The organism is Cupriavidus sp. 05T41 (genome assembly GCF_056396525.1).
On record NZ_JBFTLQ010000091.1, the window covers coordinates 1 to 13,570 of the forward strand.

The following is a 13,570-nucleotide window of genomic DNA, read 5'->3' on the forward strand; positions in this document are numbered from 1 at the left end:
CGCTGCAGGCGCGCGACTGGGCCGCCGCCTGCGCTGGCTGCCACGGCCCCGCCGGGCGCGCGCCGGCCAACAGCGCGGTGCCGGGCCTGGCCGGCCGCAGCCGCTCCGAACTGGTCCGGCAGATGCAGGACTTCAAGCAGGGCAAGCGCGAAGCCACCGTCATGCAGCAGATCGCCAAGGGCTACACCGACCAGCAGATCGAGGCGATCGCGGCCTGGTTCGCCGCAGTCCGCTAAGAGGCACTGTCAAACATATCCTGGCGTCGCTGCGCGGCCTTGCCGGACCGCTTGCACTGTCTGCGGCCGCGCGCCTGTCCAGGACCGCTTCGCTTCATCTCGACGGCGCCTCCAGGGCGCGCTGAAATCCGGCCAGGCCAGGAGAACTTCCCATGCAAAGACGCGAATTCCTCGGCACGCTCGCCGGCACGGCGCTGCTCGGCGCGCAGGCGATGCAGGCGACGCGGGCGGCCGCCGCCACCCGCGCGGCAAAAGTGGTGGTGGTGGGCGGCGGCTATGGCGGCGCCACGGCGGCGCGCTACCTGCGCGAATGGAGCGGGCACGGCATCGAGGTCACGCTGGTCGAGCCCGATGACCGCTTCGTCTCGTGCCCGCTTTCCAATCTTGTGCTCGGCGGCAGCAAGGCCATTGGCGACATCACCTTGTCCTACGATGCGCTGGCCGGGCGCCACGGCGTGAAGGTGGTGCGCGACCATGTCAGCGCGATCGACGCGGCGCGCCGCGTGGTGCGGCTCGCCGGCGGCGGCACCCTTTCCTATGACCGGCTGGTGCTGTCGCCCGGCGTGGAGGTGCTGTCCGGCGCGATTCCCGGCCTCGGCAAGCCCGGCGGCGAACAGATCCTGCACGCCTGGAAGGCGGGGCCGCAGACCGTCGCCCTGCGCCGCCAGCTCGAAGCCATGCGCGACGGCGGCACCTTCGCCATCACCATCCCCCTCGCACCCTACCGCTGCCCGCCCGGCCCGTACGAGCGCGCCTGCCTGGCGGCGGACTACTTGCTGCGCGCCAAGCCGCGCAGCAAGGTGCTTATCCTCGACGCCAACCCGGATGTCACCTCCAAGGGCGCGCTGTTCAAACAGGTCTGGGCCACGCGCTACAAGAACATGATCGAGTACCGGCCGCAGTACGACACGGTCGACGTCGATCCCGCCACGGGCACGCTCAAGTTCGACGTGCAGGACGACGAGCGCGCCGACGTGATCAACCTGCTGCCGCCGCAGCGCGCCGGCGCGATCGCCGTGGCCAGCGGGCTGGCCACGGCCAACGGCAAGTGGTGCGAGGTGGATTTCCTTACCTTCGAGGCCAAGGCCGCGGCCAATATCCATGTGCTCGGCGACGCCATCCAGATCGCACCGCTGATGCCGAAGTCGGGCCATATGGCCAACCAGCACGGCAAGGTCGCCGCCGCGGCCATCGTCGCGCTGCTGGCGGGGCGGGCGCCCAATCCGCAGCCGCTCTACAACAACACCTGCTACAGCTTCACCTCGGCGCGCGAGGCCATCCACATCGCCAGCGTGCATCGCTACGACGCGCAGGAGCGCACCATGGTCACGGTGCCCGGCGCGGGCGGGCTGTCGCCCGCGCCCAACGCGCTGGAAGGCATCTACGCGCAGGCGTGGGCCGATGCCATCTGGCGCGACATGCTCGGATAAGGCGAGGGTGCGGGTGCGGGCGACCGGCTTGCATTTCGGGCATCACGCAGCGCACACGCGGAAATGCACCACACCGGTGTAAACACTATATGCGCAATCACGCATATACGAATATATTGAACGCCATGGACGAGATGGATCGCGTATTCGAGAAGGTATCCGGGTATTTCAGCCTGCTTGCCGAACCCACCAGGCTGAAGATCCTGCACGCCCTGTGCGACGGCGAGAAGCCGGTCGGCACCGTGGTGGATACGGTGGGCTCGTCGCAGACCAATGTGTCGCGTCATCTCACCGCCATGTACCGCGCCGGCGTGCTGTCGCGGCGCAAGGAAGCGAACCTGGTGTTCTACGCCATCGCCGACGAAAGCGTGGTGGAGCTGTGCCGCACGGTGTGCGTGCAGGTGGCCAGCCGGCTCGAAGACAGCGCCTTGCCCGCGGGCATGGTCGACCGCTTCATGCCGCAGGCCGCGCCCGCGCCGCGCAGGCGGGCCCGCTAGCGCCGCGGCCACGGCGCCAGGCTTGTACCGGCGCCCCGTGCGAGACGGGCGCCGCACGACAACAGGCATGCCGGCGGCACATCCCGTGCCGCACGAGCGGGCCGGAGGAGACCGCAGTGCCGGACCAGATCCGCCCCGGACGCATCGTGCGCGCGCCGGAGCATTTCGTCAGCGCATCGCTACGTCAGGACGTCGCGCAGCACGGCTGGGGAGAGCCCGGCAGCGCGCGCCGCGACTTCCTGCGCACCAGCTTCCTGGGCGCCGCCGCGGCGCTGGCGGCCGGTGTCGGCGGCAAGGCGCGCGCCGCCGGCAGCGCCGGCGACGACGCCATCCTCACCCCGCAGCCGTGGGCCACCTCGCTGGGCCAGCCGGTCGCCGCGCACCCCTACGGCCAGCCTTCGGCCTATGAGAAAAACCTGGTGCGGCGCGAATCGCCGGGGCTCACGCGGGTCTCCGCCGCCTCGGTGGCGTTCGCGCCGCTGCAGGGCTTCTTCGGCATCATCACGCCCAACGGCCTGCACTTCGAGCGCCACCACCAGGGCTGGCAGGACATCGACCCGGCGCGCCACCGCCTGATGCTCAATGGCCTGGTCAGGACGCCGCGCGTCTACACCATGGACGACCTGATGCGCCTGCCGGCCGTGTCGCGCATGCATTTCATCGAGTGCGGCGCCAACACCGGCATGGAGTGGGGCAACGTGGCGGTGCCGACCGTGCAGTACACGCACGGCATGCTGTCGTGCTGCGAGTTCACCGGGGTGCCGCTCAAGGTCCTGCTCGACGATGCCGGCGCGGACTTCAGGCGCGGGCGCTTCCTGCTGGCCGAGGGCGGCGACGGCTCGGGCATGACGCGCACCATCCCGATGGAGCTGGCCGACGAGATCATCGTCGCCTGGGGCATGAACGGCGAGATGCTGCGCCCCGAGAACGGCTACCCGCTGCGCCTGGTGGTGCCGGGCGTGCAGGGCGTGTCGTGGGTCAAGTGGCTGCGCCGGCTCGAGCTGGGCGACCAGCCGTGGAACACCAAGGACGAGACCGTGCACTACGTCGACATGATGCCGGACGGCAAGCTGCGGCAGTACACCTCGGTCCAGGAATGCAAGTCCGTCATCACCACGCCCTCGGGCGGGCAGCAGATGGTGGGGCGGGGCTTCTACAACATCAGCGGGCTGGCATGGTCGGGCCGCGGGCGCGTGCGCCGCGTCGATGTCTCCGTGGACGGCGGGCGCAACTGGCGCAGCGCGCGGCTGGAGACGCCGGTGCTGTCCAAGTGCCTGACGCGCTTCAACCTGGACTGGGTGTGGGACGGCGCGCCCGCCATCCTGCAAAGCCGCGCCGTCGACGAGACGGGCTACGTGCAGCCGCGCCTGGCGCAATTGCGCGCGGTGCGCGGCGCGCGCTCGATCTATCACAACAATGCCATCCAGAGCTGGCAGGTGTCCGATAGCGGCGAGGTCTCCAATGTCCACGTGGATTGAGTCCGCGCGCTTGCGCGCGCTCGCCCTCGCCCTTGCTGCGACGGCCGCGCTGGCGTCCCTGCATGCGATCGCCGCGCCTGCAGCCAGTGCCGCACGTGCCGCGCTCGGCCGCCCCGCCACCGAAGCCGAGGTCAAGGCCTGGGACATCGACGTGCGGCCGGATTTCCGGGGCCTGCCGCACGGCAGCGGCACGGTGGCGCAGGGCCAGGCCATCTGGGACGGCAAGTGCGCCTCCTGCCACGGCGACTTCGGCGAATCCAACGAGGTGTTCTCGCCCATCGTCGGCGGCACCACGGCCGACGACATCAAGCGCGGGCGGGTCGCGTCCCTGACCGGCAACCAGCCTTACCGCACCACCCTGATGAAGGTCAGCACGGTCAGCACGCTGTGGGACTACATCCACCGCGCCATGCCGTGGAACGCGCCGCGCAGCCTGTCGGCGGACGAGGTCTACGCGGTCACCGCCTACCTGCTCAACCTGGGCGATATCGTGCCGGCGGATTTCACGCTGTCGGAGCGCAACATCGGCGAGGTGCAGCAGAAGATGCCGAACCGCGACGGCATGACGCTGCAGCACGGCATGTGGCCCGGGCGCGGCCGGCCCGATACGCGCAACACGGCTTGCATGCGCCATTGCGCGGACGCGGTGAAGGTGGTGTCGTCCATGCCCGCCTATGCGCGCGACGCGCACGGCGATCTCGCCGCCCAGCAGCGCACCGTGGGGCCCACGCGCGGCGTGGCGGCCGGTGGCGCACCGGCGGCGGCAACGGGCGGGACAGCCCTGGCGGCAGGCGCGAAACTGGCCGGGCAGTACCAGTGCACCGCCTGCCATGCGCCGGACCGCAAGCTGGTGGGTCCGAGCTTTGCCGACATCGCGCGCAAGTACCAGGGCCAGGACGCGCTCGACGCGCTGGCCGGCAAGATCAGGGCCGGCGGGCAGGGCGCCTGGGGCAGCATGCCGATGCCGCCCCAGGCGCAGATTCCCGATTCGGACCTGCGCACCGTGGTGGGGTGGATTCTTGAGGCAAAATAGCGCACTGGCCGCTTCCATGCCCCGGTGGTGCGGCCGGCATGCCGCCGCGCAAGCGTGCGGCTCACCGCCGTCCCCACGGCTCTCACGATTCGGAGCAGAAACATGAAGCAGTTTGTCATTGCAACCCTGATGCTGGCCTGCGCGGCCTCGGCCAACGCAGCTGTCGACGCCGCCAAGGCCCAGGAAATCGCCAACAAGAATGCCTGCATGGGTTGCCACCAGGTCGACAAGAAGCTCGTCGGCCCGGCTTACAAGGATGTGGCTGCAAAGTACAAGGGCGACAAGAACGCCCTGGCCACGCTGACCAAGAAGGTCAAGGCCGGTGGTGCGGGGGTCTGGGGTCCGGTCCCGATGCCTGCCAACGCGGGCCTGAGCGATGCCGACCTGAAGACGGTCGTCGAGTGGGTGCTGGCAGGCGCCCCGGCGAAGTAAGGCATCCAGGGCAAGCCCTGCCCGGACCGGCCACGGCTTCGGGACCCCAGGGGGCGCGCAAACGTCCCCGAAGACAGGCGGCGATGCACCGCCCGCTGCCGCGCCGCACGGCGCGGCGGCCATGAAAACCAAGCCGGAACGAAAAACGCAGGAGTACGGGAAACAATGAATTCGAAACGACGAGACGTGCTGCGGGTCACCTCGGTGCTCGCCCTGATGGCCGCCACCGGCCTGATCAGCGAAGCCCAGGCTGCCGAGTGGAACAAGACCGCCTTCGACGGCAAGAGCGTGGCCGACGTGATCAAGGCGCTTGGCGGCAGCAGTACCGAGAAGAGCACCGCCATCGTCTTCACCGCGCCCGATATCGCCGAGAACGGCGCCGTGGTGCCGGTCGCCGTGACCAGCAACATCCCCGGCACCGAGCAGATCGCCATTCTGGTGGAAAAGAACCCCAATACGCTGGCCGCGGATTTCACCATCCCGGCGGGCACCGAGCCCTTCGTCTCCACCCGCGTGAAGATGGGGCAGACCTCGGTGATATACGCCGCCGTCAAGGCTGGCGGCAAATGGTATGTGGCGTCCAAGGAAATCAAGGTGACGCTCGGCGGCTGCGGCGGCTGAAGCCCGCGCCGCCCACCGAACCTACCGCACCCGAACCATCACCGAGAGAGCAGAGAACATGGCAGACCCGATGCGCGTACGCGCCGCCGAGAATGGCGGCGTGGTCGACGTGAAGATCCTGATGAAGCACGACATGGAAACCGGCCAGCGCAAGGACGCGAACGGCAAGACCATCCCGGCCTGGCATATCCAGAGCGTGACGGTCCAGTGCAAGGGCAAGGACGTGTTCCAGGCCCAGTTCGGCCCGGCCGTCTCCAAGGATCCGTTCCTGAACTTCAAGTTCAAGGGCGGCGCCAAGGGCGACAAGGTCACGGTGACGTGGATCGACAACCGCGGCGACAAGCGGACCGACGAAGCCACCATTTCCTGACCCCACCCGGGCAAGCGGCCGGCGGCATCCTCTGCTATGGTTCAGGTCGAATGTCGGGCCCGGGCCGGCGCATGTTGCGCGCGGGGGCGCGACCGGAAGGATAGCGATCATGCGGCGAGCATTCATTCGGGCCACGGCGGCGCTGGCGGCCATCGGCCTGTCGGCCAAGGCGGCGGCCCAGGCGGCCCCGGCGGCGGCACCGGCTGCGGGCAAGGGCAAACGCGTCAAGGTGGTCTATCAGTTGTCAGAAGGCACGGACCAGGCAGTGCGCGCGATGGGCAACCTGCGCAATCACCTGAACGGCGCCCCCGACACCAAGATCGTGGTGGTGGCGCTGGGCTACGGCGTGGATTTCATCATCGACGGCGCGCGCGATGCGCGCGGCAATACCTTCGAGGCGGCGATCGCCTCGCTGGCCAGCTCGGGCGTGGAGTTCCGCGTCTGCCGCAACACGCTGACGGCGCGCAAGATCCCGGAGTCCAGCCTGTCGATGGAAGCCAAGGTCGTGCCGGCCGGCGTGGTCGAAGTGGCGCGCCTGCAGTTCGAGGAAGGCTACGCGTATATCAAGCCCTGAGCGCCGTCTCGCACCTGACGGGCACGGCGCCGGGAAGACGGCAGCGCAAAGACGAGCAATAAGACGGCCCGCGCAGCTGGCGCCACATGGCGGCAGCCTCGCAAGGCCACGAGGAGAGAGCCCCATGAAAACCATCAGACGCCGCCACGCGGGCGCCGCGCTGGCGCTGGCCGGCACCGTGGCGCTGGCCATCACGGCCGCCGCCACCGCACCGGCGGTGCACGCCCAGGGCAGCACCGCGGAGGAAATCGCCAAGTACCGGCAGATGCTGGCCGAAGGCAATCCCGCCGAGCTGTGGGAAGCCGCCGGCGAGGAGCTGTGGAAAAAGCCCGCCGGGCCGAAGAACGCTTCGCTCGAGCAATGCGACCTCGGCAAGGGCCCGGGCGTGACCAAGGGCGCCTACGCCGAGCTGCCGCGCTTCTTCAAGGACACCGGCCGCGTGATGGACCTGGAGCAGCGCCTGGCCTACTGCCGCGTGACGCTGCAGGGCCTGACGCAGGAAGAGGCGCTGAAGAACCCGTTTGGCTCCACCGGCAAGCCGTCCGACATCGAGCGCCTGGCCTCCTTCCTGGCCGGCGAATCGCGCGGCGTGAAGATGAACGTGCAGCTCAGCCACCCCGAGGAAAAGCGCGTCTACGCACTCGGCCAGAAGATGTTCTTCTATCGTGGCGGCGCCTACGACTTCGCCTGCGCCACCTGCCACGCCGTGGACGGCCAGCGCATCCGTCTGCAGGAACTGCCCAACCTGCTGACCCCGCAGGGCGCGCAGGCGGCCTACACCACCTGGCCGGCCTACCGCGTCTCCCAGGGCGAGGTACGCACGATGCAGCACCGCCTCTACGATTGCCTGCGCCAGCAGCGCTTTCCCGAGCCCGCCTATGGTTCCGACGTGATCACCGCGCTGAGCCTGTTCCTGGCGAAGAACGCCAACGGCGGCACCTACGATGGCCCGGCCTTGAAGCGCTGAGCCAGGGAGAGCACAAATGAACCAAGCCAAACAAGCGAAGCGAGCCGCGCTCGCCGCCACCGCCGCCCTCGCCATGCTGGCCTGCGCGGGCACCGCCCATGCCCAGGACAGCGTGAAGCCCGTCAAGGCCAGGGCCACCGCGAAAGCGGCCGCGGCCACCACGACCGCCGCGGTGAGCGATGCCGACATGAAGAAGCTCATCGATGGCTCCTTCTCGTCCAAGGGACCCGCCACGGTGGAAGGCGTGCTCGACCGCGATGCCATGCAGAAGGCGTGCAGCGACTACCCAGACCGCACCAAGGTGCCGGCCGCGGTGGCCAGGAAGATCGAGGCCATCGAGCTCAAGCAGGTCAAGTACCCGGCCGACGGCCAGTACCTCGGCGACTGGAAGGAAGGCGAGAAGACCGCGCAGAACGGGCGCGGCATGCAGTTCTCGGATCCCGTCGGCGGCGTCAACGGCGCCAACTGCTACGCCTGCCACCAGATGACCAAGGCCGAGATCTCCTTCGGCAATATCGGCCCCTCGCTGTACCAGTACGGCAAGCTGCGTGGCAATTCGCAGGAAGTGGTCAGGTACACCTGGGGCAAGATCTGGGATTCCAGCGCGTACACGGCCTGCTCCAACATGCCGCGCTTCGGGCACAAGGGCATCCTCACCGAGCAGCAGATCCGCGACGTGATGGCGCTGCTGCTCGACCCGGCCTCGCCGGTGAACCAGTAAGGACGCCGCCATGAAGCCCACCCGCCTCGCGCGCGGCATCGGCGGCACGCTGCTGCTCGCCGCGCTGGCGTGGAGCGGTGCTGCCGCTGCGCTCGAGGTAGGCGACATCGTGCACCTGCCGGCGGTGCGGCTGCTCGACGGCAGCACCGTGGCGCCGGCGCAGTGGGCCGGCAAGCCGCTGGTGCTGGAGGTGTGGGCGTCGTGGTGCCCGTTCTGCGCCCTGCAGAACCCGCGCCTGCAAAAGCTCTACGACAGCACGGGCGGCGCCAGGGGCGGGCTGCAGGTGCTGGCCGTCAGCATCGACAAGGAGCCGAAGGAGGCCAGTGCCTACATGGCCCGGCACGGCTACACCTTCCCCGCCGCCATGGACACGCCCGCGCTGCGCGCCGTGCTCGGCAAGCGGCGCGGGCTGCCGGAGCTGTACGTGATCGACGCCGGCGGCAAGGTAGTGCAGAAGGAAGTCGGCGAGATGCTGGAAGAAGAAGTCGCGGCGCTGGGCAGGCATGCGCAGCCGGCGATGAAGCCGCAACCGGCACGGTAGCGGCGAGGCGGCAGACCACGACAGACGCCGGGCCGCGCGCTGCTGCACGCTGGCACCGGCGCGCAATCCACAGGAAGAGACAATGAACCGACGCGAGTTCCTGCAGGTGCTGGCCATCGCCGGTGCCGGCGGCATGGCCTTTCCCGCCACCGACGCGCAGGCCGCACAGGCCGCGGGCAAGCTCTATGACGTGCCGCGCTTCGGCAATGTGCACCTGCTGCATTTCACCGACTGCCACGCCCAGCTGCGCCCGCTGTATTTCCGCGAGCCCAACGTCAACCTCGGCGTGGGCGATTACGCCAGCAAGCCGCCGCACCTGGTCGGCCAGGCGCTGCTGCGCCAGTACGGCATCGCCCCCGGCAGCGCCCAGGCGCACGCCTTCACCTATCTCGATTTCACCGAGGCCGCGCGCCGCTACGGCAAGGTAGGCGGCTTTGCCCATCTGGCCACGCTCGTGAAGCAGCTCAAGGCCGGCCGCCCCGGCGCGCTGCTGCTCGACGGCGGCGATACCTGGCAAGGCTCCGCCACCGCGCTGTGGACGCGCGGGCAGGACATGGTCGACGCCGCGCTCGCGCTCGGCGTGGACGTGATGACGCCACACTGGGAAATGACGCTCGGCGCCGAGCGCGTCACCGAGATCGTCGAGCGCGACTTCAAGGGCAAGGTCGCCTTCCTCGCGCAGAACATCAAGACCAACGACTTCGGCGACCCGGTCTTCGATCCCTTCGTGATCCGCGAGATGAACGGCGTGCCGGTCGCCATCATTGGCCAGGCCTTTCCCTACACGCCCATCGCCAACCCGCGCTACTTCGTGCCCGACTGGACCTTCGGCATCCAGGAGGAAAACCTGCAGCAGGTCATCGGGCAGGCGCGCGCCAAGGGCGCGCAGGTGGTCGTGCTGCTCTCGCACAACGGCATGGACGTGGACCTCAAGCTCGCCTCGCGCGTGCGCGGGCTCGACGCCATCCTCGGCGGCCACACCCACGATGGCATGCCCGCGCCGGTGGCGGTCAGGAACGCCGGCGGCACCACGCTGGTCACCAACGCCGGCTCCAACGGCAAGTTCCTCGGCGTGCTCGACTTCGACGTCAGGGGCGGCAAGATCCGCGATTTCCGCTACCGCCTGCTGCCGGTGTTCGCCAACTACCTCGCCGCCGACCCGGCCATGGACGCGCTCATCGCCCGCGTGCGCGCACCGTACGAAAAGCAGCTCGGCGAAGTGCTGGCGCGCAACAGCGGCCTGCTGTACCGGCGCGGCAATTTCAACGGCACCTTCGACCAGCTCATCCTCGACGGCCTGATGGAAGTGCAGGGTGCCGAGATCGCCTTCTCGCCCGGCTTTCGCTGGGGCACCACGCTGCTGCCCGGGCAGGCCATCACGATGGAACACCTGATGGACCAGACCGCCATCACTTATCCGCACACCACCGTCACCAGCATGACGGGCGAGACCATCAAGACCATCCTGGAAGACGTGGCGGACAACCTGTTCAACCCCGATCCGTACTACCAGCAGGGCGGCGACATGGTGCGCGTGGGCGGCCTGCAGTACACCATCGAACCCAACGCAGGCATGGGCCGGCGCATCACCGACATGCGCCTCAAGGGCCAGCCCGTCGATGCCGCGAAGACCTACAAGGTTGCCGGCTGGGCCCCGGTTTCCGAAGAGGCCCGCCAGTCCGGCAGCCCACCGGTCTGGGACCTGATGGCCCAGTGGCTGCGCGCCTCCGGAGAGGTCACGGCCAGGCCGCTGAACCTGCCGATCGTGCGTGGCATGGACGGCAACACCGGCACCGCGGCATGATTGATACGACGAGGAAAACTGCGCTACAATCGTTCGTCATGGGCCGATAGCTCAGCTGGGAGAGCGCTGCGTTCGCAATGCAGAGGTCGGGAGTTCGATCCTCCTTCGGTCCACCAAATTCAAGGGCTTAGCACTGTGCTAGGCCCTTTTTCTTACCCGAAGCCGATTTGTTGTCCAAAATCCGCCCAACTGGCTCCCAGGGCCTGTTCACCCGGAAGTGTCCGGGAAACCGCGCCCGTTGGTGAGTTCGCGTGCGGTAGCGCTCACTGCACAAGTTCCGGCCAGCCTGGTCACGGGGGAGATGGCGACGGCCGCGCCCCTGGCGCTTTCCCCCGCTCCGCTGCGGGCACTCGATATTTTTCCTTGACAAGGCCAGACGCATGTTCCATTATGCATTCCATCGCATGCGATCAAATCGAATACGATACAAACAAACCAGACAAGCAACGGAGATTCAATCCATGAGCAAGATCGAGAAAGTCCTCTTCACCGGCAAGACCCACACCACCCACAGCAACGCCGGCGTTACCTCGCGCGGCCACAATGGCGCGCTGGACATTGCGCTGTCGCCTGGCAACAGCGCCACCCCGGAGCACGTGTTCCCTGCCGTCCAGTCGCATCCGACCGCGGAACAGCTGTTCGCGGGCGCCTGGTCGGCGTGCTACATCGCCGCGGTCGGCCTGGTGGCCAAGGAAATGAAGCTGGAGCTGCCGTCCGACCTGTCCGTGGATATCGAAGTCGACCTGGGCATGACCGGCGCGGAGTACTTCCTGCAGGCACGGCTCAACCTGCGCGTGCCGGGCCTGCCGCAGGATGTCGCGACGGAACTGGCCCACGTCGCCGATGCAATCTGCCCCTACTCGAAGGCGACGCGCGGCAATATCGACGTGGCGCTGAACGTCTTTACGTCGTGATTCCCTGACCGTCTTACCATCACATATACATCGTATGCGATGCAATCGCATACGGTAATAACTCACCCGAAACGAGAATGCATACCATGAGCACGATCACCACCATCGCCCGCTGCGCCACTGTCGCCGTCGCCCTGCTGAACGCTGCCGCCGTGCAAGCCGCGGGTTGGTCCAATGCAGGCGCGCGCGATCCTTTCACGAGTGGCGCCCGCTCGGTCACCGGCGTAGCCGATCCGTACTCCGATGGCGCGCGCAGCCCATACACGGACGGTGCCAGGGTCGGCAGGTTCGACCCTTACACCGATGGCGCCCGTACCTGAGACCGGTGAAATCCACTGACAAGGTGGCCGCCGCGAGCACAGCGCTGTCGTGAAAGATAGCGGACGAACAAGCACACAGGATCCATTGCCATGACCAGCACAGCCGCCCCGTACCGCCCCATCAGCTGCGAGTTCCACGACCGCCTGGAAGACCTCGCCACCGTGCGCAAGCCCGTGCAGATCCACTATCGTGACGCCGATGGCACACCACAGCAGCGCACCGCCACCATCACCGACGTGTACGGCCGCGGTGGCGTTGAATACCTGACGCTCAAGACTGGGGAGACCCTGCGCCTGGATCAGCTCGTAAAAGTCGACGGCGAGACACTGGCGGACTACTGAGCAAAGACAGTGCACAGGAGAAAGACCTGATGCAGTCCCGGTTCCCTATCCGCACAGGTCCGCCGCCGTCGGTGGCGTCATCCGGCCCGGATCGAAGTCGGCTTCGCGCAGCCCCTCCGGCGTCAGCGACACCCAGTGCAGTACCGTCGGTGAGCGGGAGCGCACCAGGCCAAGGCTGCCCTGGATGGTCCACGGAATCGGCGATGCCTGGCTGCCGCGCAGCTCGACGGCATCGGCCGACAGTTTCAGCTGGAGCAGGCGGCCGTCCTGCGCGGGCGTGAACGCCGTATCGCCGACCACCGTGATGCCGGCCTCGCGCACGCTGGCAGGCATGCAGGCGAGCGAGGCGGTCACCTTGCCGCCGGCGTCGAGCAGATGGGCGAAGCCCTTGCCCGCACCGGTCGTGCCCACCACCAGGAAGCGCTTGAGGTCCGGGACGTAGGTCACGCCATAGGTGTAGTACTTCAGGTTGTCGTTCAGCACCTGTGTGCCGGTCAGCGCGCCATCGCTTGGCCGATAGGCCGCCGTCTTCAGCCTGGCGTGCGTCTCGCCGGGGACGAACTCCTGCCAGGCCAGCAAGGCGTGGTCTTCCGAACCGGCGATCAATGGCCACCATTCACGCTTGTCCCGAGCCACGTCGGTGCTGCGCAGCAACTGCCCGTTGGCGTCGTAGGCCTTGAGGTAGACGCCGTTGCCGGTGCCCAGGTTGTCCACGCCGCCGCCGTCGATCCAGTCGTCCGAGTAGAACACCACGAAGCTCTCGCCTACCCGCGCGACGTGCCCGGAGTGCCCGCCGGACCAGACGTCGACCGACTTCGCCTGTTGCGGCTGCAGGTCCGCGGCGTACACGCGGTAACGCTGGCTGACACCGTTGGCGGTATTCGAGCCGTCCTCGAAGGTCAGCATGATGCGGCCCGCGCCATTCTGCGCTACCGAGACCGGCTCCTGGGCTTCCTTCTCCGCCACCAGCAGCCTTGGCTTGCCCAGGTTCGCCTGCGAAGGCCTCCATTCGGCCACATAGATGTCGTGGCTCCAGTTGCGATTACGATCCGGCCCGCGCGGCGGCAGGCCGGAACTGCTGAAGAAGACGTAGGTGACATCCCCGGGGCCGGCCGCCGCGCCGATGCCGTGCATATAGGCGCGCTGATCGACATCGGGGCGGACCTTGGCCGGCGCGCGGGCGTCGTTGCGGCCGGCGCCGCGGCTGTCGTTGCGCGCGCCCGCCGGCGCGCACAACAGCGCGCCGGCGAGCACTAGCGTCGCGCTTCGCATCATGGCGAACGAGCTCAT

Annotated in this window: 17 protein-coding genes and 1 tRNA gene; 17 read left to right on the forward strand and 1 reads right to left on the reverse strand. The window is 68.3% G+C overall.

Translation table 11 applies throughout. From position 1 onward, the window contains the following. The 17 genes from AC1DKV_RS34110 to AC1DKV_RS34190 form a co-directional block, all read left to right on the forward strand. A partial coding sequence (locus tag AC1DKV_RS34110; RefSeq protein ID WP_477139086.1) for a c-type cytochrome occupies positions 1-236 on the forward strand: 236 nt, incomplete at its 5' end. 152 nt (positions 237-388) lie between these two features. Then, positions 389-1,666: an FCSD flavin-binding domain-containing protein gene (locus tag AC1DKV_RS34115; protein WP_441612978.1), complete on the forward strand. Its 1,278-nt coding sequence runs from the start codon at positions 389-391 to the stop codon at positions 1,664-1,666. An 89-nt stretch (positions 1,667-1,755) separates the two neighbouring features. Then, the gene (locus tag AC1DKV_RS34120) at positions 1,756-2,163 is read left to right on the forward strand and encodes an ArsR/SmtB family transcription factor (RefSeq protein ID WP_441612979.1); all 408 of its coding nucleotides are present in this window, start codon (positions 1,756-1,758) and stop codon (positions 2,161-2,163) included. Positions 2,164-2,279: 116 nt separating this feature from the next. Next, the gene (soxC, locus tag AC1DKV_RS34125) at positions 2,280-3,641 is read left to right on the forward strand and encodes a sulfite dehydrogenase (RefSeq protein WP_441612980.1); all 1,362 of its coding nucleotides are present in this window, start codon (positions 2,280-2,282) and stop codon (positions 3,639-3,641) included. Continuing rightward, positions 3,625-4,674, forward strand: coding sequence for a c-type cytochrome (locus tag AC1DKV_RS34130; protein WP_441612981.1), 1,050 nt, complete (start codon positions 3,625-3,627; stop codon positions 4,672-4,674). The genes soxC and AC1DKV_RS34130 overlap by 17 nt, the downstream gene beginning before the upstream one ends. 102 nt (positions 4,675-4,776) lie before the next feature. After that, positions 4,777-5,106 (forward strand): c-type cytochrome, encoded by a 330-nt coding sequence (locus AC1DKV_RS34135; RefSeq protein ID WP_441612982.1) that lies wholly within the window; start codon positions 4,777-4,779, stop codon positions 5,104-5,106. A gap of 165 nt (positions 5,107-5,271) precedes the next feature. Beyond that, the gene (gene soxY / locus AC1DKV_RS34140; RefSeq protein WP_441612983.1) at positions 5,272-5,727 is read left to right on the forward strand and encodes a thiosulfate oxidation carrier protein SoxY; all 456 of its coding nucleotides are present in this window, start codon (positions 5,272-5,274) and stop codon (positions 5,725-5,727) included. Positions 5,728-5,785: 58 nt separating this feature from the next. Continuing rightward, positions 5,786-6,097 carry a thiosulfate oxidation carrier complex protein SoxZ gene (gene soxZ, locus AC1DKV_RS34145; protein ID WP_441612984.1) on the forward strand — a complete coding sequence of 104 codons (312 nt, stop codon included), beginning with the start codon at positions 5,786-5,788 and terminating at the stop codon, positions 6,095-6,097. 109 nt (positions 6,098-6,206) lie between these two features. Beyond that, on the forward strand, positions 6,207-6,671 hold the full coding sequence (locus tag AC1DKV_RS34150) for a DsrE family protein (protein ID WP_441612985.1): 465 nt from the start codon (positions 6,207-6,209) through the stop codon (positions 6,669-6,671). A gap of 124 nt (positions 6,672-6,795) precedes the next feature. Beyond that, positions 6,796-7,638, forward strand: coding sequence for a sulfur oxidation c-type cytochrome SoxA (gene soxA / locus AC1DKV_RS34155; protein ID WP_441612986.1), 843 nt, complete (start codon positions 6,796-6,798; stop codon positions 7,636-7,638). A gap of 16 nt (positions 7,639-7,654) precedes the next feature. Further along, on the forward strand, positions 7,655-8,359 hold the full coding sequence (gene soxX, locus AC1DKV_RS34160; RefSeq protein ID WP_441612987.1) for a sulfur oxidation c-type cytochrome SoxX: 705 nt from the start codon (positions 7,655-7,657) through the stop codon (positions 8,357-8,359). Positions 8,360-8,369: 10 nt separating this feature from the next. After that, a complete protein-coding gene (locus AC1DKV_RS34165) occupies positions 8,370-8,900 on the forward strand; it encodes a TlpA family protein disulfide reductase (RefSeq protein ID WP_441612988.1) in 531 nt (176 codons plus the stop codon). 82 nt (positions 8,901-8,982) lie between these two features. Further along, a complete protein-coding gene (gene soxB, locus AC1DKV_RS34170; RefSeq protein WP_441612989.1) occupies positions 8,983-10,704 on the forward strand; it encodes a thiosulfohydrolase SoxB in 1,722 nt (573 codons plus the stop codon). Positions 10,705-10,744: 40 nt separating this feature from the next. After that, positions 10,745-10,820: transfer RNA gene (locus tag AC1DKV_RS34175), tRNA-Ala, on the forward strand. A 345-nt stretch (positions 10,821-11,165) separates the two neighbouring features. After that, complete coding sequence (locus tag AC1DKV_RS34180) at positions 11,166-11,618, forward strand: Ohr family peroxiredoxin (RefSeq protein ID WP_441612990.1); 453 nt, start codon at positions 11,166-11,168, stop codon at positions 11,616-11,618. Positions 11,619-11,704: 86 nt separating this feature from the next. After that, on the forward strand, positions 11,705-11,938 hold the full coding sequence (locus AC1DKV_RS34185) for a hypothetical protein (protein WP_441612991.1): 234 nt from the start codon (positions 11,705-11,707) through the stop codon (positions 11,936-11,938). Between the two features lie 90 nt (positions 11,939-12,028). Then, positions 12,029-12,280, forward strand: a complete 252-nt coding sequence (locus AC1DKV_RS34190) for a hypothetical protein (protein WP_441612992.1) — start codon at positions 12,029-12,031, stop codon at positions 12,278-12,280. A 45-nt stretch (positions 12,281-12,325) separates the two neighbouring features. Here AC1DKV_RS34190 and AC1DKV_RS34195 read toward each other — a convergent pair whose 3' ends face one another. Then, complete coding sequence (locus AC1DKV_RS34195) at positions 12,326-13,570, reverse strand: hypothetical protein (RefSeq protein ID WP_441612993.1); 1,245 nt, start codon at positions 13,568-13,570, stop codon at positions 12,326-12,328.

Coding starts and splice junctions, on each gene's coding strand:
- AC1DKV_RS34115 (WP_441612978.1), top strand. CDS start 389: ATGCAAAGACGCGAATTCCTCGGCACGCTCGCCGGCACGGCGCTGCTC.
- AC1DKV_RS34120 (WP_441612979.1), top strand. CDS start 1,756: ATGCGCAATCACGCATATACGAATATATTGAACGCCATGGACGAGATG.
- AC1DKV_RS34130 (WP_441612981.1), top strand. CDS start 3,625: ATGTCCACGTGGATTGAGTCCGCGCGCTTGCGCGCGCTCGCCCTCGCC.
- AC1DKV_RS34135 (WP_441612982.1), top strand. CDS start 4,777: ATGAAGCAGTTTGTCATTGCAACCCTGATGCTGGCCTGCGCGGCCTCG.
- soxY (WP_441612983.1), top strand. CDS start 5,272: ATGAATTCGAAACGACGAGACGTGCTGCGGGTCACCTCGGTGCTCGCC.
- soxZ (WP_441612984.1), top strand. CDS start 5,786: ATGGCAGACCCGATGCGCGTACGCGCCGCCGAGAATGGCGGCGTGGTC.
- AC1DKV_RS34150 (WP_441612985.1), top strand. CDS start 6,207: ATGCGGCGAGCATTCATTCGGGCCACGGCGGCGCTGGCGGCCATCGGC.
- soxA (WP_441612986.1), top strand. CDS start 6,796: ATGAAAACCATCAGACGCCGCCACGCGGGCGCCGCGCTGGCGCTGGCC.
- soxX (WP_441612987.1), top strand. CDS start 7,655: ATGAACCAAGCCAAACAAGCGAAGCGAGCCGCGCTCGCCGCCACCGCC.
- AC1DKV_RS34165 (WP_441612988.1), top strand. CDS start 8,370: ATGAAGCCCACCCGCCTCGCGCGCGGCATCGGCGGCACGCTGCTGCTC.
- soxB (WP_441612989.1), top strand. CDS start 8,983: ATGAACCGACGCGAGTTCCTGCAGGTGCTGGCCATCGCCGGTGCCGGC.
- AC1DKV_RS34180 (WP_441612990.1), top strand. CDS start 11,166: ATGAGCAAGATCGAGAAAGTCCTCTTCACCGGCAAGACCCACACCACC.
- AC1DKV_RS34185 (WP_441612991.1), top strand. CDS start 11,705: ATGAGCACGATCACCACCATCGCCCGCTGCGCCACTGTCGCCGTCGCC.
- AC1DKV_RS34190 (WP_441612992.1), top strand. CDS start 12,029: ATGACCAGCACAGCCGCCCCGTACCGCCCCATCAGCTGCGAGTTCCAC.
- AC1DKV_RS34195 (WP_441612993.1), bottom strand. CDS start 13,570: ATGAGCTCGTTCGCCATGATGCGAAGCGCGACGCTAGTGCTCGCCGGC.